The 22,212-nt window shown below is 43.7% G+C and carries 20 protein-coding genes and 1 pseudogene; 15 read left to right on the plus strand and 6 right to left on the minus strand.

Going from position 1 to position 22,212, the window contains the following annotated elements:
* Positions 1–17: 17 nt before the first annotated feature.
* Positions 18–287, minus strand: a complete 270-nt coding sequence (locus BJP34_RS31960) for a hypothetical protein (RefSeq protein WP_070395820.1) — start codon at positions 285–287, stop codon at positions 18–20.
* Between BJP34_RS31960 and BJP34_RS31965 the strand changes: the two genes are divergently transcribed.
* The 3 genes from BJP34_RS31965 (at position 286) to BJP34_RS31970 (ending at position 3,233) form a co-directional block, all read left to right on the plus strand.
* A complete protein-coding gene (locus tag BJP34_RS31965; RefSeq protein WP_070395821.1) occupies positions 286–2,061 on the plus strand; it encodes an N-acetylmuramoyl-L-alanine amidase in 1,776 nt (591 codons plus the stop codon). The genes BJP34_RS31960 and BJP34_RS31965 overlap by 2 nt on opposite strands.
* A 75-nt stretch (positions 2,062–2,136) precedes the next feature.
* Positions 2,137–2,265, plus strand: coding sequence for a hypothetical protein (locus tag BJP34_RS49690; protein ID WP_267876417.1), 129 nt, complete (start codon positions 2,137–2,139; stop codon positions 2,263–2,265).
* Positions 2,266–2,474: 209 nt separating this feature from the next.
* Positions 2,475–3,233, plus strand: coding sequence for a methyltransferase domain-containing protein (locus BJP34_RS31970; RefSeq protein ID WP_083305685.1), 759 nt, complete (start codon positions 2,475–2,477; stop codon positions 3,231–3,233).
* Between the two features lie 53 nt (positions 3,234–3,286).
* On the opposite strand, the gene BJP34_RS31975 is transcribed toward BJP34_RS31970, so the two are convergent.
* The gene (locus tag BJP34_RS31975; RefSeq protein ID WP_229424126.1) at positions 3,287–3,682 is read right to left on the minus strand and encodes a DUF433 domain-containing protein; all 396 of its coding nucleotides are present in this window, start codon (positions 3,680–3,682) and stop codon (positions 3,287–3,289) included.
* 124 nt (positions 3,683–3,806) lie between these two features.
* A pseudogene (tnpA, locus tag BJP34_RS41505) lies at positions 3,807–4,217 on the minus strand (IS200/IS605 family transposase).
* A gap of 58 nt (positions 4,218–4,275) precedes the next feature.
* Between tnpA and BJP34_RS31980 the strand changes: the two are divergent.
* The 3 genes from BJP34_RS31980 to BJP34_RS31990 all read left to right on the plus strand — a co-directional run bounded on the left by BJP34_RS31980 (position 4,276) and on the right by BJP34_RS31990 (position 6,985).
* Positions 4,276–5,658, plus strand: coding sequence for an RNA-guided endonuclease InsQ/TnpB family protein (locus tag BJP34_RS31980; RefSeq protein WP_168166536.1), 1,383 nt, complete (start codon positions 4,276–4,278; stop codon positions 5,656–5,658).
* A 382-nt stretch (positions 5,659–6,040) separates the two neighbouring features.
* On the plus strand, positions 6,041–6,244 hold the full coding sequence (locus tag BJP34_RS31985; protein WP_070395823.1) for an NblA/ycf18 family protein: 204 nt from the start codon (positions 6,041–6,043) through the stop codon (positions 6,242–6,244).
* A 504-nt stretch (positions 6,245–6,748) separates the two neighbouring features.
* Positions 6,749–6,985: a hypothetical protein gene (locus BJP34_RS31990; RefSeq protein WP_070395824.1), complete on the plus strand. Its 237-nt coding sequence runs from the start codon at positions 6,749–6,751 to the stop codon at positions 6,983–6,985.
* A 457-nt stretch (positions 6,986–7,442) separates the two neighbouring features.
* Here BJP34_RS31990 and BJP34_RS31995 read toward each other — a convergent pair whose 3' ends face one another.
* Positions 7,443–9,548 (minus strand): TIGR00300 family protein, encoded by a 2,106-nt coding sequence (locus BJP34_RS31995; RefSeq protein WP_070395825.1) that lies wholly within the window; start codon positions 9,546–9,548, stop codon positions 7,443–7,445.
* A gap of 143 nt (positions 9,549–9,691) precedes the next feature.
* Here BJP34_RS31995 and BJP34_RS32000 point away from each other — a divergent pair, with 143 nt between their 5' ends.
* From BJP34_RS32000 to BJP34_RS44945, 4 genes are all read left to right on the plus strand, one after another.
* A complete protein-coding gene (locus tag BJP34_RS32000) occupies positions 9,692–10,600 on the plus strand; it encodes a phosphodiester glycosidase family protein (protein ID WP_083305454.1) in 909 nt (302 codons plus the stop codon).
* A 244-nt stretch (positions 10,601–10,844) separates the two neighbouring features.
* Positions 10,845–11,771, plus strand: coding sequence for a phosphodiester glycosidase family protein (locus tag BJP34_RS32005; RefSeq protein ID WP_070395826.1), 927 nt, complete (start codon positions 10,845–10,847; stop codon positions 11,769–11,771).
* Positions 11,772–11,878: 107 nt separating this feature from the next.
* The gene (locus BJP34_RS32010) at positions 11,879–12,196 is read left to right on the plus strand and encodes a hypothetical protein (protein WP_070395827.1); all 318 of its coding nucleotides are present in this window, start codon (positions 11,879–11,881) and stop codon (positions 12,194–12,196) included.
* A 42-nt stretch (positions 12,197–12,238) separates the two neighbouring features.
* The gene (locus BJP34_RS44945; protein ID WP_158517578.1) at positions 12,239–12,412 is read left to right on the plus strand and encodes a hypothetical protein; all 174 of its coding nucleotides are present in this window, start codon (positions 12,239–12,241) and stop codon (positions 12,410–12,412) included.
* 121 nt (positions 12,413–12,533) lie between these two features.
* Here the strand turns inward: BJP34_RS44945 and BJP34_RS32015 are convergent, their stop codons facing one another.
* Entirely contained in the window at positions 12,534–13,385 is an 852-nt protein-coding gene (locus tag BJP34_RS32015; RefSeq protein ID WP_070395828.1) for an MBL fold metallo-hydrolase, read from the minus strand.
* 7 nt (positions 13,386–13,392) lie between these two features.
* The gene (aroC, locus tag BJP34_RS32020) at positions 13,393–14,487 is read right to left on the minus strand and encodes a chorismate synthase (RefSeq protein ID WP_070395829.1); all 1,095 of its coding nucleotides are present in this window, start codon (positions 14,485–14,487) and stop codon (positions 13,393–13,395) included.
* Positions 14,488–14,658: 171 nt separating this feature from the next.
* On the opposite strand from aroC, the gene BJP34_RS44950 reads away from it, so the two are divergent.
* From BJP34_RS44950 to BJP34_RS32040, 5 genes are all read left to right on the plus strand, one after another.
* Positions 14,659–14,826 (plus strand): hypothetical protein, encoded by a 168-nt coding sequence (locus tag BJP34_RS44950; RefSeq protein ID WP_158517579.1) that lies wholly within the window; start codon positions 14,659–14,661, stop codon positions 14,824–14,826.
* A 241-nt stretch (positions 14,827–15,067) separates the two neighbouring features.
* Positions 15,068–17,089: a filamentous hemagglutinin N-terminal domain-containing protein gene (locus BJP34_RS37960; protein ID WP_083305455.1), complete on the plus strand. Its 2,022-nt coding sequence runs from the start codon at positions 15,068–15,070 to the stop codon at positions 17,087–17,089.
* A 42-nt stretch (positions 17,090–17,131) separates the two neighbouring features.
* A complete protein-coding gene (locus BJP34_RS32030; RefSeq protein WP_070393043.1) occupies positions 17,132–17,779 on the plus strand; it encodes an IS607 family transposase in 648 nt (215 codons plus the stop codon).
* A 24-nt stretch (positions 17,780–17,803) separates the two neighbouring features.
* Positions 17,804–18,937: an RNA-guided endonuclease InsQ/TnpB family protein gene (locus tag BJP34_RS32035; RefSeq protein ID WP_083305249.1), complete on the plus strand. Its 1,134-nt coding sequence runs from the start codon at positions 17,804–17,806 to the stop codon at positions 18,935–18,937.
* A gap of 114 nt (positions 18,938–19,051) precedes the next feature.
* Positions 19,052–21,847, plus strand: a complete 2,796-nt coding sequence (locus BJP34_RS32040; RefSeq protein WP_070395830.1) for a LamG-like jellyroll fold domain-containing protein — start codon at positions 19,052–19,054, stop codon at positions 21,845–21,847.
* Positions 21,848–22,212 lie beyond the last annotated feature (365 nt).

Consider the following 22,212-nt stretch of genomic DNA (forward strand, 5'->3'; position numbering starts at 1 on the left):
GAAAAATTCCTGGAAAATCAATTACTCTGACCAGAGATTAGACAGTCTCTGACTAGTTCATGTAGGGTGGGCAGTGCACCAGACAGATAATGAAGCTTGCAAAGCGCTTTGGTACGCACTGCCCACCCTACGATTAGCGATGCAGCGCGGTCTTGGGGGTTTCCCCCATGAGCGACTGCATCAAGACAATGACAATGGTGCAAGATCTCAGTTAAATCAGATTGGGATAGTCCTGGTAAGATTGGGCTAATTACTGGTAACCTATCCTGCTGTTGACGAGAAAGCATGCAAAAAATCCTGAGTTGGGCAATACTAGCTTCTGTGATTACATTACCTGTTTTACCTGTTTCGGCTGAGCAACCCCTTTTCCTGGCCTATCCCCCCCGTGAGCATAAAACTACTGCAGAGAAAATTTTCTTGATTGGTACTGCAGCCCCCACTTCACAGGTGTTGGTCAATGGTAGACCTATCCCCCGTAGCCAAAGTGGGAATTTTGCTCCTAGTTTCCCTCTGCAGCTGGGAGAAAATCGGTTTACCTTGCGCTATCTAAACCAGGAAATTCAAGTTACCGTAACCCGGCTGTCTACTGAACCACAGTTACCACAAGGTTTGGGATTTGCCAAAGATTCCCTGACCCCAGCAGCAGATATTGCTAGATTACCTGGAGAACAGATTTGTTTTGGTGCGATCGCATCCCCTCGTGCTAGGGTTTCTGTCACCCTGGGCAATCAACAGATTTCCTTACTCCCTCAATCCCAAGATGCCCAACTTCCCTCCAATTTTGCCGTATTGACTGGTCAAAACCAACCTACACCTCGTGCAGTCATTAATAACTACCAGGGATGCGCTGAGTTGTCACAAGCTGGTAATTTTGGCAACCCTGTGTTTCAACTAAATCTCAATGGCGAGAGAGTCAGTCAGCGGGGTACAGGTACAGTGGAAATTCTCTCTCCTAACCGCTTAGAGGTAATAGAGGTAATAGAAGAGGCTGGGGTTGCCCGCACCGGACCGAGTACTAACTATTCTCGCTTAACGCCTTTACCAAAGGGAACTAGAGCAGCAGTTACTGGTAAAGAAGGAGACTGGTTACGTCTTGATTATGGTGCTTGGATTCGCCAGAAGGAAACCAAGGTGATTCCCGGTGCAACTCCCCCGAAGTCGATTATTCGCAGTATCACCTCCCGACAGGTACCTGGAGCAACAGAAATTCTCTTTCCCCTAGAGATACCAGTACCAGTGAGTATGCAGCAGTCCGATAAAACCTTTACCCTAACGCTACATAATCTAACGGCTCAAACGGATACGATTTTCCTGAATGATGACCCAGTGATTAAGCGCCTAGACTGGTACCAAGTTACTCCAGACCGGGTGGAGTATAATTTTCGACTAAAATCTGAGCAGCAGTGGGGGTATGACTTAAGGTATGAAGGCACTACTCTAATTCTGTCTCTGAGACATCCACCCAACTTGAGCAGTAGAGGCAGACTGGGTGTATCGACTCAGCAGTTAGCAGGAATTAAGATACTGCTCGATCCCGGACATGGGGGAGCCGAAACAGGAGCTAGCGGACCGAATGGGTATCCCGAAAAGGATGTTAATTTAGTAGTCTCGAAACTGTTGCAAAAGGAATTGGTAAAACGGGGAGCAACGGTATATATGACACGGGAAACTGACAAGGATGTGTCATTACGAGACCGGATGGATATGATTCACGAACTAGAACCAACCATTGCCCTTTCTATCCATTACAATGCGTTACCAGATTATGGTGATGCCATTAATACTGCTGGGATCGGAATGTTTTGGTATCATACCCAAGCCCACGATTTATCAGTGTTTTTGCATAATTATTTAGTCCAAAAGCTCCGGCGTCCATCCTACGGAGTATTTTGGAATAATCTCGCCCTAACCCGTCCTCACAAAGCTCCTTCAGTGCTATTGGAATTGGGATTTATGATTAATCCGGTAGAGTTTGAATGGATTAGCAATGCCCGAGAACAAAGGCAATTGGCGAATGCGATCGCAGATGGGATTACTGAATGGTTGGCTACTGTGGAGTAATGCACGCTTTGTGGAATAGGGAACAGGGAATAGGTAAACAGAGGGAAACAGAGGGAAGTGTGGGGAGATGGGGAGATGGGGAGATGGGGAGTCAGATCAGCAACTGGCGTGGAAACTCCCAAGACCGCACTGGTAGTTGCTGATCAGGGAAACCTCCTTTGGCCGACTGCATCCGTTGACAACAACAATAGTTTGAAAATGTAAACTTTTATTACTGGACTCAAGACTTTTGGCTTTGATGGTAAAATAAACTTCGCCAATTTGCTTGATAGATATATGGGCTACCCTAACTTGTTTAATTTCTCAACTGAGTGCCTGTAAATTCAAAACCATTTTCAGAGCTATCTAGTATCACTTGTTTGATGTAAGATATGTCTCGGTTTCACCTCGCATATAAATTTGAAGTAAATTCTATGACTCAGGCTGCATTTGATTACAATTCCGAATATTTTACTAGTGAAATATTCGATACCAATTATCAAGCTATAGCGTCAACAATTGTTGAAACTTATCAACCAAAACGTGTGGCAGAATTTGGATGTGGTCCTGGGCATCTTACTAGAGAGCTGGCCAGATTGGGTGTACAGGTGATGGCTGTAGATGGTTATTCGGAACCTGATTTCTCAGAATCATCTATTGAATTTCACAAACTTGATCTAAATGACGAAGTAGCCATTGCTAATCGTTTCTCCAACCAGCATTTCGATCTTGCTATTTCTCTGGAAGTTGCTGAACACCTAGAACCTGAAACATCTCCAATACTAATCAGCTGGATGACTAGTGTTGCGCCAATCGTGGTATTTTCAGCAGCAGTTCCTAGTCAGAGCGGTCATGGACATATCAATCTTCATTCCAGAGATTACTGGCACCGTTTATTCACCAAGCATAATTTTGTGGTCGCAGATCGTATTCGCGAGAAACTTAGACAAATACCTAATGTCGCTCCTTGGTATCGTTACAATATTATCGATTATCTTCAGGCGGAGCATTCTCAAGCCCCAGAAATACTAGAAGTAATTGACCGTTTGCTTGCCTCTGAATCTGCTGCATCGACCGCATACTACGAAGAATCTACGAAAATGAGACTTCTACAGCCTTACTTAAATGACCCGGTCGTTAAATGGTATTTTGGGTTGCGACAGTTTACTGATAGTTTTTTTAACAAAAGCTAATTATCAATAATCATTCAGCTCTCAGCCATTGGCTAAGGCCATTGGCTGAGAGCTCACGGCTGACCGCTGACTGCTGTTCGCGCAGCGTGCGCGTAGCGCATATGCTTACGGAAAAAGTGACATACTCCTAGCCTCTGTTTGTTGGGTAATCGTGAGATAAGTTTGTTAAACAAAGAGGGATCAGAGATTTGTAATGGTTGAGCCATGGCATCAAACTCTTCCTCTTCGAGAGCGAGGTAAGCGTCAATCTGATCACGATTAGCTAAGTAAAAAGCGATCGCTCCGTAAACTTGTTCAAGGGTCAACAGTGGGAAAGATTGAACAATACTTTCCGGTGATAATCCGTTGCGGAAAGTATACACAACCGAGTCGAGAGAAATTCGTGTGCCTGCGATCCAGTAACCATTGTCCCGATACTCTACATAGGTTTTAACTTCTATAACTGGCATCAATTTACCTTGAATATATCTATTGAGATCATATAACTGAAACAGAAAACTAACAAGCGAGAGTTAGCCACCTAATTTATTAGGTGGGCGTGGAGCGAACCGGGATTCCCATACGGCTCTTGTATTATTTGCCTTTTTGATTCTCTATATACCTTTTGACGGTTTCTGTGAAGCGCGTTTCCGGTAGTTGAGCAAAAATAACTAGGAGACCAAAGAGTTGGGAGTTTTAGCAGTTCAGGGAACTCTCTTCTAAGATGATGGGAAGCTCGCCCTTTTACTATGCATGATTATTACTGATGGAGCGAAAGTAGGATCTACCTCCAAGAACATGTGGACGTGATCTGGCATTATCTCGCTTTGCGATCAATCGCCAGTTGTTTTCTGCGCATAAATCAAAAATAATATCTTGTAATCTCATTTTTACCTTCCCGACGAGTACAGACTTCCTTCTCTTAGGGCACCAGACAAAGTGGTAATTCAGCAATGTTACCGAATGTGGATTTGTCCTGAAAATATTTTCAGTTATTGCACTCATAGATGTTGACAGTGGACGTATATTCAATATATATTATAAACAATAAGGGAGCAACAAGATGTACGGATGTCAGCAGCACTTAATAACTACAACGCCGGAGAATCAGGCAGTCATAGAGTTTATTTGCTCGGAGGCTAATAAGCTTACCAATTGCGGTTTGTATTACGGCCGTCAAATGTTATTCAAAAATGGCAAATACCTTAATAATGCCGAGTTGGACAAAGTCATGAAGAGTAACGTCCACTTTAAAGCCATGAGATCGGCATGTGCTCAGCAAACACTGCACGGAGTTGTTGAATCTTTTAAGTCTTACAAAGCCCTCAAGAAGAAGTACGACAAAGGGCAGTTGACAGACAAGCCTAGAGTTCCGAAATACCGGAAAAAGGGCGGCTTAGCTATCGTTAGTTATCCTGCTCGATGGGTGAAACGTTGTCTAGGCCAACTAAAATTTACTTTAGGAAAGCAGGTTAAAGCTTGGTTTGGAATTGAGCACTTCTTGCTTCCGATGCCATCCAATATCGATTACAAGTTGATAAAGGAATATCGATTTGTCCCTAGGAATGGCTGTTTTTATCTAGAGTTTGTGTACGAGAGAGAAAATGTTGAGCCAATCGCACCAACGAATAATGTTTTAGGTATTGATCCAGGTCTCAGTAACTGGCTAACTTGTGTCTCTAACGTAGGTAAGTCATTTATTATAGATGGCAAAAAAGTTAAATCTCAAAACCAGTGGTACAACAAACGTGTAGCTGCGATCAAGAAAGGGAAAGCCCAAGACTACTGGGATGATCAGTTAGCCTCTTTGACTGAAAAGCGCAACAGGCAGATGCGCGATAATGTGAATAAAGTAGCTAGGTTTATCGTCAACTGGTGTCAAAGGAATGAAGTTAGTACAGTCGTATTTGGATGGAACAAGCGGAACAAAGACAGTATTAACATTGGAAAAAGGAATAACCAGCAGTTCGTGCAAATTCCTACTGCTAAGTTGAAAAATAGAATTGAGCAGTTGTGCCTTGAACACGGTATCAAATTTGTTCAGACAGAGGAAAGTTATACCAGTAAAGCCAGCTTCTTAGATCGTGATTTTCTACCTGTACTTGGTGCGAAACCCGAGGGGTGGAAACCTAGCGGAAAAAGAGTAAAGCGTGGTCTTTATAAGTCAGGGAAAGGCGCATTAATTAACGCCGACTGCAATGGAGCTTGCAATATTCTTAGGAAAGTAGCGACACAGCTAGGGTTCCCCCTAGCCGAGGTCGGTAGAGCAGACTTGAACCTGCCACAACGATACAAATTGGACTCGTTATCTAGATCGTATCGTGAAGCGTCGTGCAGCGCGGTTTTAACCCGCGTAACGACACGACTCTTAGAATCCACGCGGTTTCAACCCGTGGAGAGTTCAAAACTGGAACAAAAAACTGAGATAAATACTGAGGCATTCTAGTCTTGTCTGCCAATTATTCTGAAACTATCGATATAGCAATCAGAACTTAGATACAGATAAGTATTTTTACTTACGCTACCAGATTGGGGGCTCTGGTTTCTCTGGATATCCCCTGAAGCGCGGAGGCGTTTTCTGGCTGCTTTGCCGATGTCATAGTTAAGGATGGGTTTTGGTCGGATACAAAGTACCCGCAGGGGTACTGTAAAGTTTCTTAAAATTTGCCATCATAACTAGTATAAAGCCTTTTTAGAGTAATCCTTGCATAAAAATCCCAACTCAAGGTGATAAGTAATTAAGGAGTAAAGTTACCCACTCCTAATTAACTTGATAAAAGGTTCTAACGAATCGGTAATTTCTGAAAACTTATAGGAGTCAAATCATCATGGAAAAACATCAACCAATAGAATTTTCCCTAGAACAAGAATTCAATCTTAAGGTGTTTGAGACGCAAATTCAAAACATCGACCTTGACCAAGCCAAGAATCTTCTGTGCGAGCTCTATAGACAGATGTCAATTCGTGAAATTTATTTCAGGAATTTCGTTAAGCACAGTTTAATCGGAGATCCTCCACCTTGGAGTGAGTAAGCTCAGGGGGCAAGGGATGAAAGTAAGCTATAAGCTTATGTGCTACGCACACCCGTGCGCGTTCAGCTATCAGCTATCAGCTTGTATAGGTAAGCATTCGTTTTATTTATTGCGAATAAGCGCAGCTACCCTGGGTTTATGTTAAGCATGATAGCTGACCGCTGACCACTGACCACTGACCACTGACGGCTAAATGCTTACTTTTGTCTAATACGGTAAATTTGCAAATTAAATTCTGATTAGCTTAACCCAATTCTCCGGAATCCACAGCTAAATTACTGAAGAAACAATAAACACAGCAGTTAGAGTCAAGGCAACTGAGACATAATAACATTATTAAGTGCATCAAGTAGGTAGCTATAAATACATTTAACCTGACCGAATTGCTAAATTATCGATGAATTCAGCAACTCAGGAATTCAGAGTAATTTCTAACCTACTTACTGTTCACAGGGTCAGTTAACCAAGGCTCTCTAGCTCTAATTCACAATCAAGGAGTATCCCATGGTCAAACAAATGTGCTGGTTATCGAGCTTTGGTAGCAATGAACCAAAAATGTTGCACTTACGGACTTCCCCTTATGAGGCTTGGCGTCCGTACACAGCTTTTCCCCAATATGCTGTCCCAGATTACCCAGTACCTGGCGGTTCTAAAGGCTGGGCAACTTATCAGAAACTAAGACTCTCAGACTGGGTTTTGGTTCCTAGTGACAATGAAACTATGGATTATAAAGCAAGTTAATAATTTAGTAATTTGGATAAGCATTAAGCTATCAGCAATCAGCTGTCAGCTTAATGCTTACAAATAGCATTAAATCTTAAACAAAATAACCTTCAAGTAAATAACCTTAGACCTACTCTTCGGTAACGCCAAAGGCCAACAAATAAATAACCTTAAAACTTCAAAAGTAAGAGGTTGTCTGAGAAGTCTCATTGGCTAGATCAAAGCCCCCGTTGGTCCCCATCTGTAAAAAAGCGAAGCATCCGCTAATTCCCCCCAGAATTGGGGGGTTAGGGGGGCGGGGGACTTTTAGAAGCAAATTGACTCTTATTCCCCCCAAAGTTGGGGGGCTAGGGGGGCAAAATTCAGTATAAAAAAACTTTTCAGATATCCTCTAAAACTAATCACTTAATCAGCTATCAGCCGTTGGCCTTTGGCGAAAGGCTGATAGCTGATAGCTGATAGCTTAATGCTTACATTACTTGAGTAGATAAGGACTGGTTAACTTATCCAACTGCTGCACTAACAGGCTAAGGAATAAACCGACATCAGTGACAACACCAACAGATTCTACTGAACCGCGATCGCTTAATTTTGTCACTACGGCGGGGTTAATATCCACACAGACCATCTTCACTCCGGCTGGAGTCATATTCCCGACGCCAATAGAATGGAGCATAGTAGACAGCATCAAGATCATATCTGTCCCTTCCAATAACTTGGCATACTCTTGTTGTGCTTTAATCAAATCCATCTGGGTATCTGGCAGAGGACCATCATCTCGGATGGAACCGGCTAGGACAAATGGTACGTGATTGCGGATGCACTCATACATCACCCCTTTAGTTAATACACCCTGTTCTACAGCTTGGGCAATGCTACCGCAGCGACGGATAGCATTGATTACTTTGAGATGGTGTCGGTGTCCACCATGGACAACTACTCCTCGTTTCATATCCACACCCAAGGAGGTTCCCATCAGGGATTGCTCGATGTCATGAACTGCGATCGCATTTCCCCCTAACAGCGCCTGAACATACCCTTGTCGAATCAAACGGGATAAATGTTCACTACCGCCAGTGTGAATTACCACAGGTCCTGCTGTCACTACTACTCTGCCCCCTTGGTCTCGGATTTGGCGCAGCTCCCAGGCAATTTGTTCCACCACTAATTCTACCCGGCGCTCACTAGAGACCCCAGATGCCATAAAACTAAATTCTTGCTGATTGCGTTGTTCACGGGATTGAGTTTTGCGCACTGTGCGGATTCCTTCTACTCCCACGATCACCTGCTCTCCAACTTCCAAATCCCGCAGCACTTTACAACGAGCGATTACACCGTCTGGGGTTTCAGTTATTGCGATCGCACCATCCATGCGTTGATGTTGTACCTTCACCCACTCACAATTAACTCGTACTTCCGTGGGATAAATGGTAGTAACATAAAAGTCATCGGGAGCAACCCCTGCTTGAGTCACAGGTTCCAAGTTAGCATCACACACCTCTTGGGCAGGAGTGACAGCTCCTAGATCAATTAGCTTGGTCATAATCTCTGCCATCACCTCATGATCTGGTGCAGAGACTTTCAGTTCAGCATTAGAGGTGCTTTGCCGCTGTGTTCCTAGGTCGAAGTTAAGTACCTGGAAGCTACCCCCACCTCCTACAATTAAATCCAAGGCACGGCTGATGATACCAGAATCAAGCAAATGACCTTCCAAACGAATAATGCGGCTTTCAACCGGTTGATTGCCATGGATTTCACTGCGGACTGGTTCAGTTACCCGTAAGGTTAGGCATTTAGCAGCACCACCAGCTTTGAGAAATTCCGTCAAGGGGGTTTCAATCACCTCAAACCCAGCTTGACCGAGCCGATCTTTCAAGCGATCGCTAACTTTGTTCATCACTACAAGTTGATCAATATTGACCGCATTGCAGGCAAAGTTGACTGCATCAGCTTCCTCAATGGCAATTCGTTTTTCCGGTGCTACCCGCATTTCGATTAACCGGTTGGAATAGGAATCAAATGCTGGGGGATAGTAGAGTAAATAGCCACCACTCAGGGGACAGAAGCAAGTGTCCAAGTGATAGAAACGTTGATCCATTAGGCGCAGGGACACAACTTCAATATCTAGCCATTTAGCAAGGTATGGATGGGAATCAAGTTCTGAGCGGAAGCCATAGCCAGCCCATAGCCAACGCCCTTCCCGGTCTAGCAGAGCATCCCCAGCTCCTTCAAAGGGTAAGTCTTGAGGAAGTTCATAGACAGTGTAGCCATTGTCATCAAACCATTGCTTGAAATAAGGTTCTTCCCCCTGGCGTTCTTTGTGGAGGAAGCGGCTAAGCACTACATTCTTGCCCAAGACTAATCCAGCATTGGCTGTAAATACCATATCTGGCCAACCGGATTGAGGAGAAACTAAATCGACTAGGGCATGCTCTTTGATGACATAGTGCAGTTTTTGCCACTGTTCTACAGCGCGATCCCTTGATGACTTGTGAATATTTCCTTCCATCCAAGGATTAATCACATAATCCACATCGTAGTGGTCAGGGGGACACATGAGGAAGCGAATTGATTCTGTCATAGTCGATTTCTGATCTGGTAGATACCTACACGACCAAGGTAAGTCAGCAATTAAACCAATGTCACGACAATTTGCCATTGACAGGGGAGTAGGTTAAGTTGGTGGATTGGTCTTATCTATAAAGGCTAACCCTTAATTATACCATGAAAAAAATATTTATAACTAGACTGAAGCGAATTCTGCTTACCACCAGCATCAGTATTGTGAGTGTCCCAGTTTTGTTCTATGGCGGATTGCTGGTCAAGCGTCCGCTTCCCACCGACAAGCAGCAACAACTTTTCCAAGGCATTGTATATCAAAGAGATGCTCGCAACTCACCCCGTCCGCTGATGGTACATACTGTTACCATAGACCTAACCGCACCAGGAATTAAACTGTTAGTAACACCAGGAAATAAAGTCGATAAAAATGAATTTGCTGCCCGGACTACTTCGGAATTTGTGCGGGAGTTTAACTTACAATTAGCTATTAATGGTAGTTTTTTTTATCCTTTTCGCCAGTATCCACCGAATTCCTATCCTAAACGTGGTGATTCGGTCATAGTACAAGGGCAAGTTATCTCTGAGGGGAAATCCTATGCTCCTCCAAAAGCAACTTCCTCAGTACTTTGTATTTCAAAGTTTCTCCGCGCTCAAATTTATCAAAACCGTTGTCCTATAGGTACATCTGAGGGACTAGCGGGTAGAGAAATTTTACTCAAAGAAGGAAAGCCAGCAGTATTGGGAGGTCGTGGAGGTGAGAACCTATTCTCTCCCCGCACTGCTGTCGCTATTGATAAATCAGGCAAAACCTTGTGGTTAATTATTGTTGATGGTCGCCAGCAATTTTACAGCGAGGGAGTTAGTTTGGCTGAGTTGACTAAGATTATTCAAGAATTAGGAGCCGATAGCGCCCTAAATTTGGATGGGGGTGGTTCCACCACTCTGGTAGTAGCAAATAAGACTAAGTTACGGGTATTAAATTCACCGATTCAGACTCGTATTCCTACGCGCCAACGGGCAATTGCTAACCATCTGGGCATCTATGCTTTGCCGGTAGATAACAGGGAATAGGGAGTAGGGAGTAGGGAGTAGGGAGTAGGGAGTAGGGAGTAGGGAGTAGGGAGTAGGGAGTAGGGTAAAAACTATCACCATTAATTGATGATTTTTATAGCTATTTTATACCAAACTATAGTAGTTAATAAACCCCATTAATATAATACAGTTTAAATGCACAATATACCAATCCGTGTAGGAATTGTGATAATTTTTGTTCCCAGATCCGCTGTTCCCTGTTCCCTTTGGTATAGCTTAGAGCATGAAAAAATTAAATATAACTAGAGTTAAGCGAATTCTGCTTACCACCAGCATCAGTATTGTCAGCATTGTGAGCGTGCCAGTTTTGATCTATGGCGCATTGCTGCTCAAGCGTCCACTTCCTACCGACAAGCAGCAACAACTTTTCCCAGGCATTGTGTATCAAAGAGATACTCGCAAATCTCCCCGTCCGTTGATGGTACATACTGTTACCATAGACCTAACCGCACCAGGAATTAAACTATTAGTAACACCAGGAAATACCATCAATAAAAACGAATTTGCTGCCCGGACTACTTCGGAATTTGTGCGGGAATTTAACTTACAATTAGCTATCAACGGTAGTTTCTTTTATCCTTTTCGGGAGTATCCACCGGACTCCTATCCTAAACCTGGTGATCCGGTCAAAGTAGAAGGCCAAGTTATCTCTGAGGGTAAATCCTATGCTCCACCAAAATCAAAAAATTATTCGGTACTTTGTATTTCAAAGCTTCTCCAAGCTCAAATCTATCAAAACCGTTGTCCTCTAGGCACATCTGAGGGATTGGCGGGTAGAGAAATTTTACTAAAGGAAGGGAAGCCAGCAGTATTGGGAGATAGTACAGATGAAAAACTATTGTATCCCCGCACTGCTGTTGCTATTGATAAATCAGGCAAGACCTTGTGGTTAATTATTGTTGATGGTCGCCAGCGGTTTTACAGCGAAGGGGTTACTTTGGCTGAATTGACTACTATTATTCAAGAATTAGGAGTCGATAGCGCCCTCAATTTGGATGGGGGTGGTTCAAGCACTCTGGTAGTAGCAAATAAGACTAAGCTACGGGTGTTAAATTCACCGATTCAGACCCGTATTCCTACGCGCCAACGGGCAATTGCTAACCATCTGGGCATCTATGCTTTGCCGGTAGAGGTGTTGAACAGGGAATAGGTTGATGTAGCATAGATGGGATAAAAAAAATGTCTAGTCTGATCGAATGGTTTCCATAAAAGCACTATAATATCTGACTCGGAAATTACTTTTAGGAGTACTGAAGAATGGTAGACAAAAAAAAGATTTTAGAAGACACCATGACTTTATTAATGTCAGTAACCCCAGATACGTCTTTGGGTAAACTGTTAAACCTTTGTTTAGCAGCTAAGGCAGATCCGACTATAAGCAAAACTGGGCGTGAATTTGCTGTAGAACTTCTCGAAGATCCTAGCAACATTTACTCTTGGAGCATGGATGTCATTGGGAGCGATGCCAACTATACCGATGCAGAGTGGGAAGCTTTGAACGATATGAAACTCGATGATACTGAAGCCTTTGTAGCAGACTTTCAATCGGAGTTGGAAAGTCTGGACTTGAATTAAGGTCAAAGGGTATCGACGCAGGGTGAAGGGTTAAGAATTTAGGTGGGGAGAGGTCTAATCATCAATAATAATGTTGACTATAAACATATTATCAACACTCAACCTTGGCTTTTCGGCCACGCTACCGAAACAACCTACCCTTCACCGAAGGCCAAAGGCGAAAAACTTTCAACCTTGGCCAATAGGCCACGCTACGCGAACAACCTTGGCCAATAGGCCACGCTACGCGAACAACCTTGGCCAATAGGCCACGCTACGCGAACAACCTGAACCCTGAACCCTGAACCCTGAACCCTGAACCCTTCAACCTCAAACCTTAAACCTCAACCCTCCACTATTACTTGACCGTAACACTCATCCCTTCTTTGACTATAAACGCGCCATCAAACACTTCTTTGACTTCCACCGCTAGGTTATCGAGAAAATCATCACAGTGATTGGGTTCGTGGTGGAAGATAGCCAGTTTCTTAACACCAGCAGCTTTTACCAGCTTGACCCCTTCCTGCCAGGTGGAATGGCCCCAACCTACTTTGGAAGATTTGGGGTTGTGGTATTCTTCATCGGTATACATAGCATCGTAGATTAACATATCAGCATCACGGGCTAGATACACCACATTTTGATCAAGGCGGTCGGTAAAATGTTCTGTATCGGTGCAGTAGCACACGGAATGCCCTTGCCAGCTTACGCGATAGCCAATAGCACCATTAGGATGATTCAAAGGAGCAGTTTCTATGGTAATATCATCTATGGTGACAGTATTGTGACCTAATTCTAAGTCATAGAAGTTCAATTCTGCCTCTACTCTCCTAGTAGGAACTGGAGCATTCAAGTGTAACACCCGCTCCTTGAAGTGTTTCTCCATGCACTCCCCAGGGGGAGCTGCGCCATAAATATGTAAAATGTTCCCTTCCACAAAGACTGGAATGAAAAATGGCACGCCTTGAATATGATCCCAGTGGTAGTGAGTAAAAAACCAATAAGCTTCAATGGGTAACTGCTGCTTAAGGCTTTTTCCCAGCAACCGCAAGCCAGTACCACCATCGAAAATCAGGCGTAACCCAGCCACTTGCATCTCTACACAAGACGTATTGCCGCCATATTGAATTGTGTCCTGTCCAGGGCTAGGTATACTGCCTCGGACTCCCCAAAATTTAACCGAAAACTGGGAGGAAGTGCTTGTTGTCATTGCTAAGTTAATGCTTCAAAGTACCGCACTGACCCTGATGACGCAACAGGTGATCGCACAATACCAAAGCAACCATTGCTTCTACCATAGGTACGGCCCTAGGTAAAACACAAGGGTCGTGACGTCCTTTAGCAGCTAGAATGGTTTCTTCACCAGTACTGGTGACAGTACGTTGTTCTTTGCGGATGGTAGCAGTGGGTTTAAACGCTACTCTAATAATAATAGTCTCGCCATTACTAATGCCACCTTGAACGCCACCGGAGCGATTGGTAACCGTACGCACTGTACCGGTTTCGTCTGTGTAAAATTCATCATTATGCTCACTGCCGGTAAGTACAGTGCCCCCAAAGCCAGAGCCAATCTCGAAGCCTTTACTAGCTGGTAGGGACATCACCCCTTTGGCTAAATCGGCTTCTAGCTTATCAAACACTGGCTCTCCCAAACCTTTGGGTATATGGCGAGCCACACATTCTACTACACCCCCAATGGAATCACCGCTACGTCCAGTTTCTTCAATAAGTTCAATCATCCGTTCAGCACATTCCCCATCAGGGCAACGAACAATATTACTTTCTACCTGGTCTTGAGTGACGGTGTTGGAGTCTACGATAGCTTCTAAGGTTTTGATACGCTTGACGTAGCCAATGATTTCTACACCAGCAGCTTGCTGGAGAATTTTTTTTGCGATCGCACCCGCTGCCACTCGCCCGATAGTTTCCCGGGCTGAAGAACGTCCTCCCCCCTGCCAGTTCCGAATGCCATACTTAGCATCATAGGTAGCATCAGCATGGGAAGGCCGATAGGTCTTTTGCATCTCGCTATAGTCTTGGGGCCTAGTGTCTTTATTGCGCACCATAATCATAATTGGTGTGCCCAGGGTTTTGCCCTCAAATAGTCCCGAAACCATTTCACAGGTATCAGTTTCTTTCCGAGGAGTAGTAATCTTACTCTGACCTGGACGCCTGCGGTCTAGTTCTACCTGAATTTCTGCCGCAGAAATTTCCACTCGCGGTGGACAGCCATCAATGACTACCCCAACCCCACCCCCGTGGGATTCTCCAAATGTAGTGATTCGAAACAGATGTCCAAAGGTATTGCCCATAGTTAGTGCTCTATTAGTCCTCTAATGGTAGTACTTACTTAAGCTATCAGCTATCAGCTATCAGCTTATGCATACGCTACTTGAGGTGCTTATGGCTTAGGTCCGATGCGTCGAAGACTGTGCCACCCTACTTTAGGTGTTTTTAAATAAACTCTAGCAATTATTATACCCATGAGGTACAAATATTTGGGTTTTAGGGACTTCGGAGCAGGGACTGAGGCCGTTGGCCACGCTACGCGAACGGAGCAGGTAGCAATTAATTTAGAAGTGGGGAGAGGTAAAAAAAAATGTGTACCTCATAGCTATGAGAAACGCTATCAGCTGACCACTGACCACTGACCACTGACGGCTGAATGCTTATACACTTAATTATCTTATTACTTCGTAAAACCGGTTGGCAGCTTAAGTCCTGTTGGATTCCAACCTAATAATTTACCTAAGGATTTTACTAATAATTTTTCTAATCATTTCCGTGATATTATTTATAATAATTAAGATTAGTTAAGTAAACATTTGCTTTGATTTTAATCATGTAAAATCTGTTATAGACTTTCCCAATAACAGGATTTTATTAGTTAGGATGCTTAGGGCATTTGGTGCATTTTTAGAATTAAGGATAATTTGCCTAACCGGATGTTTGGCTTGGGGTTTTTCTGCTCCAGTTTTAGCTGACATTACTCCCGATGAGAGCTTGGGAAATGAAGCGTCAAGGGTAACTCCTAATGTACAGGTCAAGGGGTCGCTGGCAGATTTAATTGAAGGTGGAGCAACTCGTGGGGAGAATTTGTTCCATAGTTTTGCTGAATTTAATGTAGGAGAACTGCAACGAGTTTATTGTGCTAATCCGTCTGGGATTGAGAATATTTTCACACGAGTAACCGGCAGTAATCTATCCAATATTCAAGGCACTTTAGGAGTAGATGGTGCAGCAAATCTGTTTTTGCTAAATCCCAATGGTATTGTGTTTGGACCAAATGCCAGCTTAGATGTAGCTGGTTCCTTTTTCGCGTCTACTGCCAATAGTTTGGTATTTGGTGATGGGCAGGAGTTTAGTGCCACATCACCAGAAGCACCGCCACTGTTAACGATTAATATCACCCCAGGATTGCAGTATGGCAAATATGACCCCAGGACAAGAATTACCAATGCTGGGAATTTAGCTGTTGGCAAAGACTTGACTCTAGCCGCTGGCAACTTGGATTTACAGGGTCAACTGAATGCTGGTAGGAATTTAACTCTGTTCGGACACGATACAGTCACGATTAGAGATAGTGTAGCGCAACCCTTTATCGCGTACTCTGGTGGCTTGCTGCTAATTCAGGGCAATCAGTCAATTGATATTGCTGCCCATAACCATGTCCTAAGTGGTTTATTTGCTGGTAGTGATTTACAGTTGCGTTCGCATAATCCTGTAGCAGGAGATGCTCACTATACCGCTGGCGGAAATATCAGCATCGAACAGTTGGATGGGTTACCCGGAAATTTATTTAGTCCCCATGATCCGATTATTCTGGCCAATGGGGATGTCAGTTTAGGAAACTATACCGGAGCATCACTACATATTTTAGCTGGAGGTAGTGTTACCGTTGGAGACATCGAGATTAACTCTACCGATACAGCGGATAATGCCATTAGTCCTGATAACTCCAATCCGTTCTTGGCTAGTCTGGCTAATGTGACCTTGTCGGACGAAGCGAGAACGTCTTTCGTGATTGATGGTAGTAGTCAACCTACTTTAGATATTCGTGCTGGCATAGATTGGACATTACTGGGAGGTTTGCCAGGAAATACCGATACAGGAAACTTAGGGTCTAAGGTTGGGACTGCTGCTACTAGTGCAAATATCAAAGTTGGTGAGATTAAGATTAATGCTCCCAATGGACTGGTATTGTTAACGAATCAGTATCAAGCTAACCCATCGTTAGTTAGTGAAACCCTTAAAATTAGTTCAATTCTGACTGGAGACGGTACGGTAGTCACCAATAAGCGTGAGGTAGATCACAGTAACCAGACGTTTTCAGGGAATGGTGGCTCGGTCTTGATTGATTATCGCGGCGGGATTGACATCAGGGAAAGCATTGATGCCTCTTCCGCTTCTGGTAAACCAGGGGATATTACGTTGGTTACAAACGATCAACTATCCCTTGACGGAAGTTTCATTATTAGCAACACCTTTGGTACCGAAAAAGGTGGGGATATCACTATCTATACTGGTTCACTTTTTGCCACTGACGGTGCTCAGCTCGAAACCAGTACCTTTGGTGAAGCAGATGCCGGTAAAGTGACTATTGTTGCTGATGACACAGTCACCTTTGAAGGGAAAACTGTATCAATCGTTGACAATAACAAAGACTCGATTGTGACCAGAGTGAATCCTAACGCAATCGGCAACGCAGGAGATATATTGATTGATGCCGAATCAGTGACTATCAAAAATGGTGCTATAGTTGTAGCTGACACCCTGGGGGAAGGAAATGCGGGCAATATAACTATAAAAGCTCGCGATACAGTTACGATTGATGGGATAGCAAGTAATCAGAACATAGCCAGCGGTTTGCGCTCTGGGGTCGGTCCGGATAGAGAGTTGACAATTAGTCCTTGAATCATCCACAATCTTCGACAAACCTACACAGGATTGTCGAAGATGCATTATCGTCCTCATGAATTCGCCAAAATCGCCGGTGTCACCGTTAGAACTCTCCAGCGTTGGGATATTTCGGGAAAATTGGTAGCCGATCGCAGCCTTGGCAATCATCGTATTTACACCCAGAAGCATATCAATCAACTTAAAGGTCTATCCCGTGATCATGCCAAGCGGCTGGTAGTTGTTTATTGTCGCGTATCATCCCCCGCTCTCAAACCCGAACTTGAAAACCAGGTCAAAGCTATGGATACCTTCTGCTGTGCTTCTGGAATTCAAATTGATGAAGTGATTAAAGAAGTCGGTGGTGGTCTTAATTTCAAACGTAAGAAGTTTCTAAACCTGATATTCCGTATGCTATCCGGACAGATTTCTACAATCGTCGTAGCTCACAAAGACCGTCTATGTAGGTTTGCCTTCGAGCTGATCGTTGAGTTAGCTAACTATTGTGATTGTAATATCGTTGTGACTAACAATGAGTCACTTAGTCCCCAACAAGAAATGGTGGAAGACCTGATGGCAATTATTCACTGTTTCTCTTGTCGGCTCTACGGTCTACGTCGATCTGTCCAACCAATTCAAGAAAATATTGACAAAAACATCGACAATCCGGAAAATTGCGCTAAAGTAGAAATGGAAGTACAAGTTTAAGGTCGAATTCCCAGGATACACATCATGTATGCACTCAAACGAGAACTTAAAGTCAATCACAAACAATCTGGCTTCTTAGCTGGTTGCGCTGGCTTCTCTCGGTTCGTATATAACTACGGTCTCAGTATCATGATGTCTTCTTGGGATTTTGACGGTGTTAAAGCTTCGGATGCTAAGCGATTGACTGCTATCAAAAAGATTTTTACCAACGTCACCAAAAAGAATCCTGATTTTGCCTGGTGTAATCAATACTCTTCTCGCATCTATCAAAACTCTTTGAGAGATTTGAAAAAAGCTTTCAGTCGTTGGCGCGATCCGAAGCTTTGTTCAGGGATACCTAAATTTAAAAAGAAACGTCATCAATGTAGTTTTACCGTTGATGATGGACATGGTAAGCGCTTAGTAAAAGCTGGAAAATTGCTCAGGATTCCTACATTAGGAACCTTCCGAATTAAAGAAGCTATTCCGTTTAATTGTGGGTCTCAAACTTTCACAATTTCTCGTGAAGCTGGGAAGTGGTTTGTGTCGTTTAAAATCGAGGCTTGCCCCTTACCATCAATGAAACACACCCATAAAAAAGTTGGTGTTGATTTAGGTGTGAAGTGCTTTGCTACCTTATCTGACCACACCAAGATTGAGACTCCTAGTTCGATTAAGAAAGCGAAAATCAAGCTATCGAAACTACAATGGAGAAATCGGAAAAAGGTGCTAGGCAATGGTCCCAGAAAACAAAAACCTAGTAAGAACGCCCACAAATACTACCAGAAACTTCGTCAGCAACATCAGCATATTGTCAACAGTCGAGAAGACTTTTTACAAAAAGAGACAACTCGATTAGCTCAGACATATCAAGAAATCAAAATCGAAGACTTGAATGTATCAGGGATGCTTGCGAACCACAAATTAGCCGAGGCGATTTCTTTGTTAGGTTTCTATCGATTTAGAGAATTACTAACCTACAAACAAGAATTTCATGGCTTTAAGTTGACGTTGGTCGATCGATGGTTCCCTTCATCTAAAACCTGCCACAAGTGCGGTCATAAGCAAGATATGCCCCTTCAAAAGCGAATTTATGTTTGTGGTGGTTGTGGACTTATTGTTGACCGGGATATCAACGCAGCAATCAATATAGAGGGCTGGGAACCAGGTTTTACATAACACTGTCGGTGGCTACCGATAAAACGCCTGTGGAGTAGAAGAAGCCGTCTTCCTACGTATACAAACGAAGCAGGAATTGGACTTCAGACCGATGTCTAGGTTTGTGTAAGATCCATGAAGCAGTCTAGCAAACAACCACAACAAGCTAAAGGTGAGGGTGGTGAGATTACCATAGAGGCAAAGTCAGTTTTTGTGACCAATGGCGGTCAAGTAAGTACTGAAATCAATGACAGTGGAAATGCTGGCAACATATCAATTATTGCTGAGGATGACGTGATCTTTGATGGCGCTGGTAAGAATGAAAAAAACAAGACATTTTCAAGTATTATCTTCACTCGCGTTAGACCTCAAGCAGTAGGCAACGGTGGCAAGGTATTGATTAAAGCTGGGTCAGTTTCGTTTACCAACGGTGCTGAGATAATTTCCAACACCCGTGGCCAAGGAAACGGGGGTGATGTGGAAATAATAGCTCGCGATCGCGTTTTATTTGATGGAGTCAACGAGCTGATTGAAGTAGAGAGTGGCATATTTAGTGATGTTCAACGGGATGGCCAGGGGAATGGTGGCACGATCACGATCACAGTTACAGAAGGTTCATTGGCGATTACTAAAGGTGCCAAGTTAATATCTAGTACTCAAGGCCAGGGGAATGGTGGCGATGTGATCATTAAGGTTCGTGATCAGGTTTCAATAGACGGAGTGGGCATGAATGGCACACTTAGTGGTATTTTCAGTAATGTGCCAACTGAGAGAATAGACAGCAAAAGTGATCAAAAAGGTGGTTCAATTGACATTGAAGCTAACTCCATTTCTGTGACTGATAGGGCGAGGCTAGATACTAGCACGAGCGGGAATGACAGAGGTGGAAAGATTAGATTAACCACCAATACACTAACTGTTCAAGACAGAGGTGAAATTTCCACTGCTACCTTATCACAAGGGAATGGTGGAGAAATTTTTGTGAAGGCACAAGAATCCGTTCTGCTCTTGAATGATGGAGTCATTTCCAGCAGTGTACAAGAGGCAGCTACTGGTAATGGTGGAAAGATTAATATCATCACTTCCTCCCTATCCCTGATCAATGGTGGGCGGGTGGAAGCACGAACCCTTGGTTTAATGCCAGCAGTTCTAGCTTCTGAGTCCTATCAGGATATTGTGCAACGAGATCAGCCAGTAGCCTACTGGCGTTTAGACGAAACCACTTCGATAGAGAAGGCTGTTGACAGTTCTGGTAATGGCTTCAACGGTACCTACAACAATGGCGTAACTCAGGGAGTTCCAGGAGTATCAGGCACAGCAGGAAAATTTGATGGCAACGATGATGCTAACGTGGATGTTGGTATTATTGTACCAGGTTCGGAATTAGATATCAGCAATAAATCCTTCACTGTAGAAGCCTGGGTCAAGCCAAACGAAATTAAACAGCAATCCTATTTAGGGATACATAACGAAGAGGAAGGGACTAATAATAACGGTAACAGTCTATATTTCAGAGTGACCGAGAAGGGCTTTGTCCGTTTTGGTAACTTTGAGGAGGACTTGGAAACACGAAGCAACATCATTAATCAAGCAGATACTTGGTATCACATTGTGGCTAGTTACGACCAAGACTCCAACACCAACACTATTTTTGTCAATGGTAGGGAAATCAGGAGTAACAACCAAGGTGCTTTTACCGGTCAAAAACCCCGTGTCTTGATCGGAAATTGGGCGGAGGCTGACCAAAACTCAAAGCAACCCTTCTTAAACCAACCCTTCAATGGTGTCATTGATGAAGTCGCGGTCTATGACCAAGCCTTATCCCCTGAAAGGATTACTAGTCACTTCTTATTGGGGCAACGCAATCTTGGTTTATCTCCGGAATCCTTCCCTGATAGTGGCGCAAATGCTGGCGAGATTACAGTCAATGCTAATTCGATTACTATCTCTGGAGTTAGTCCCACTAATAATACTATTTCCAGTGGTTTACTGTCTGACAGCTCGGGCGATTTCAGTGGTGTAGCTGGTGATATTACTATCAATGTAACTGATTCCCTGAAGGTTGAGGATGGAGGAATAATAACAGTCAGAAGTAAGAAAGGGGTAGCAGGTAATCTGGACATTACAGCTAAATCCCTATTGCTTAACGGCGGAAAACTTTTAGCTGAAACTCAACTGAATAGAGGCGAAGAGGGAGCGAATATCACACTAAACGTATCAGACTGGATAGTGATGCTTAACGAAAGCCTAATCTCCGCAGAGGCTTTCGATCAAGCTAAGGGTGGCAACATTACTATTAAAACCGACGTCTTGATTGCCTTTCCCCCAACTGGTCCTAATGGTAGCGATATCATAGCCAAAGCTGAAGATGGTCAAGGCGGTGAGATCACCATTAATGCCGAAGATGTTCGTCTGATTGAGGAGCGCAGAGCCATCCGAGGCAATGGCACTAATGATATTGATGCTAGTTCTGACTCTGGTACACAAGGAATAGTGACCATCAATACGGGCAATATTGACCCATCTCGGGGATTAGATCAACTACCAATTAATTTAACAGACCCATCATCACTGATTGTTGCTAGCTGTCCGAGAAGTGGAAAAATCTCAGTCGATGAACTTGGTGAATTTATTGTTACTGGACGCGGTGGCATTCCGGCTAGTCCCTTCGACCCGATTATTGGTAAAACCATCATTGCTGATTGGGTGACTCTAGATGATCAAACCCTTACGGAAATTGATCACAATCTTGATAAGAATCAGACCTTAGCTCCCTCCACCGAAAAGAATTCTAAGCCAAAACGGATTGTGGAAGCTCAAGGCTGGATGACGGGTCCCGATGGTACGATCATTCTCACCTCTTTCCCTACCGATACCACTAGCCCACCCAAACCTTGGTATCACTATTTATCTTGCCGGGATTTCAATTAAGCTGTTCAGCATTTAGATTGGAATACCATTATTCCTCAAAGGGAAAGGGAAACAGCGGATCACCGGAACAGATAATATCTAATACTAAGATCTTGCACCAGTACAAAAAAACTTAATAACGGAAGTGATAACAATTAATTTCAGTATTGAGAGAGTCAAATCTTATCACTGTTCCCTGTTCCCTATTCCCTGTTCCCGACAACTGCCGCGAAGTCTAATGATTTAGCTAATAAGAGGATATCTCCCAAGTTTTTTGATACTGAATTTTGCCCCCCTAGCCCCCCAACTTTGGGGGGAACAAGAGTCAATTTGCTTCTAAAAGTCCCCCGCCCCCCTAACCCCCCAATTCTGGGGGGAATTAGCGG

The sequence above is a fragment of the Moorena producens PAL-8-15-08-1 genome, from assembly GCF_001767235.1.
In the GTDB taxonomy this organism is placed as follows: Bacteria; Cyanobacteriota; Cyanobacteriia; order Cyanobacteriales; family Coleofasciculaceae; genus Moorena; species Moorena producens_A.

What these genes read in the sequence shown, in the direction of transcription:
- BJP34_RS44950 (WP_158517579.1), top strand. Translation starts at nt 14,659, where the DNA reads ATGAGGTACAAATATTTGGGTTTTAGGGACTTCGGAGCAGGGACTGAG.
- BJP34_RS37960 (WP_083305455.1), top strand. Translation starts at nt 15,068, where the DNA reads ATGCTTAGGGCATTTGGTGCATTTTTAGAATTAAGGATAATTTGCCTA.
- BJP34_RS32015 (WP_070395828.1), bottom strand. Translation starts at nt 13,385, where the DNA reads ATGACAACAAGCACTTCCTCCCAGTTTTCGGTTAAATTTTGGGGAGTC.
- BJP34_RS49690 (WP_267876417.1), top strand. Translation starts at nt 2,137, where the DNA reads ATGGGGAGATGGGGAGTCAGATCAGCAACTGGCGTGGAAACTCCCAAG.
- BJP34_RS31985 (WP_070395823.1), top strand. Translation starts at nt 6,041, where the DNA reads ATGGAAAAACATCAACCAATAGAATTTTCCCTAGAACAAGAATTCAAT.
- BJP34_RS31975 (WP_229424126.1), bottom strand. Translation starts at nt 3,682, where the DNA reads ATGCCAGTTATAGAAGTTAAAACCTATGTAGAGTATCGGGACAATGGT.
- aroC (WP_070395829.1), bottom strand. Translation starts at nt 14,487, where the DNA reads ATGGGCAATACCTTTGGACATCTGTTTCGAATCACTACATTTGGAGAA.
- BJP34_RS31995 (WP_070395825.1), bottom strand. Translation starts at nt 9,548, where the DNA reads ATGACAGAATCAATTCGCTTCCTCATGTGTCCCCCTGACCACTACGAT.
- BJP34_RS31960 (WP_070395820.1), bottom strand. Translation starts at nt 287, where the DNA reads ATGCTTTCTCGTCAACAGCAGGATAGGTTACCAGTAATTAGCCCAATC.
- BJP34_RS32005 (WP_070395826.1), top strand. Translation starts at nt 10,845, where the DNA reads ATGAAAAAATTAAATATAACTAGAGTTAAGCGAATTCTGCTTACCACC.
- BJP34_RS32035 (WP_083305249.1), top strand. Translation starts at nt 17,804, where the DNA reads ATGTATGCACTCAAACGAGAACTTAAAGTCAATCACAAACAATCTGGC.
- BJP34_RS32000 (WP_083305454.1), top strand. Translation starts at nt 9,692, where the DNA reads ATGAAAAAAATATTTATAACTAGACTGAAGCGAATTCTGCTTACCACC.
- BJP34_RS32010 (WP_070395827.1), top strand. Translation starts at nt 11,879, where the DNA reads ATGGTAGACAAAAAAAAGATTTTAGAAGACACCATGACTTTATTAATG.
- BJP34_RS31980 (WP_168166536.1), top strand. Translation starts at nt 4,276, where the DNA reads ATGTACGGATGTCAGCAGCACTTAATAACTACAACGCCGGAGAATCAG.
- BJP34_RS31990 (WP_070395824.1), top strand. Translation starts at nt 6,749, where the DNA reads ATGGTCAAACAAATGTGCTGGTTATCGAGCTTTGGTAGCAATGAACCA.
- BJP34_RS31970 (WP_083305685.1), top strand. Translation starts at nt 2,475, where the DNA reads ATGACTCAGGCTGCATTTGATTACAATTCCGAATATTTTACTAGTGAA.
- BJP34_RS32040 (WP_070395830.1), top strand. Translation starts at nt 19,052, where the DNA reads ATGAAGCAGTCTAGCAAACAACCACAACAAGCTAAAGGTGAGGGTGGT.
- BJP34_RS31965 (WP_070395821.1), top strand. Translation starts at nt 286, where the DNA reads ATGCAAAAAATCCTGAGTTGGGCAATACTAGCTTCTGTGATTACATTA.
- BJP34_RS32030 (WP_070393043.1), top strand. Translation starts at nt 17,132, where the DNA reads ATGCATTATCGTCCTCATGAATTCGCCAAAATCGCCGGTGTCACCGTT.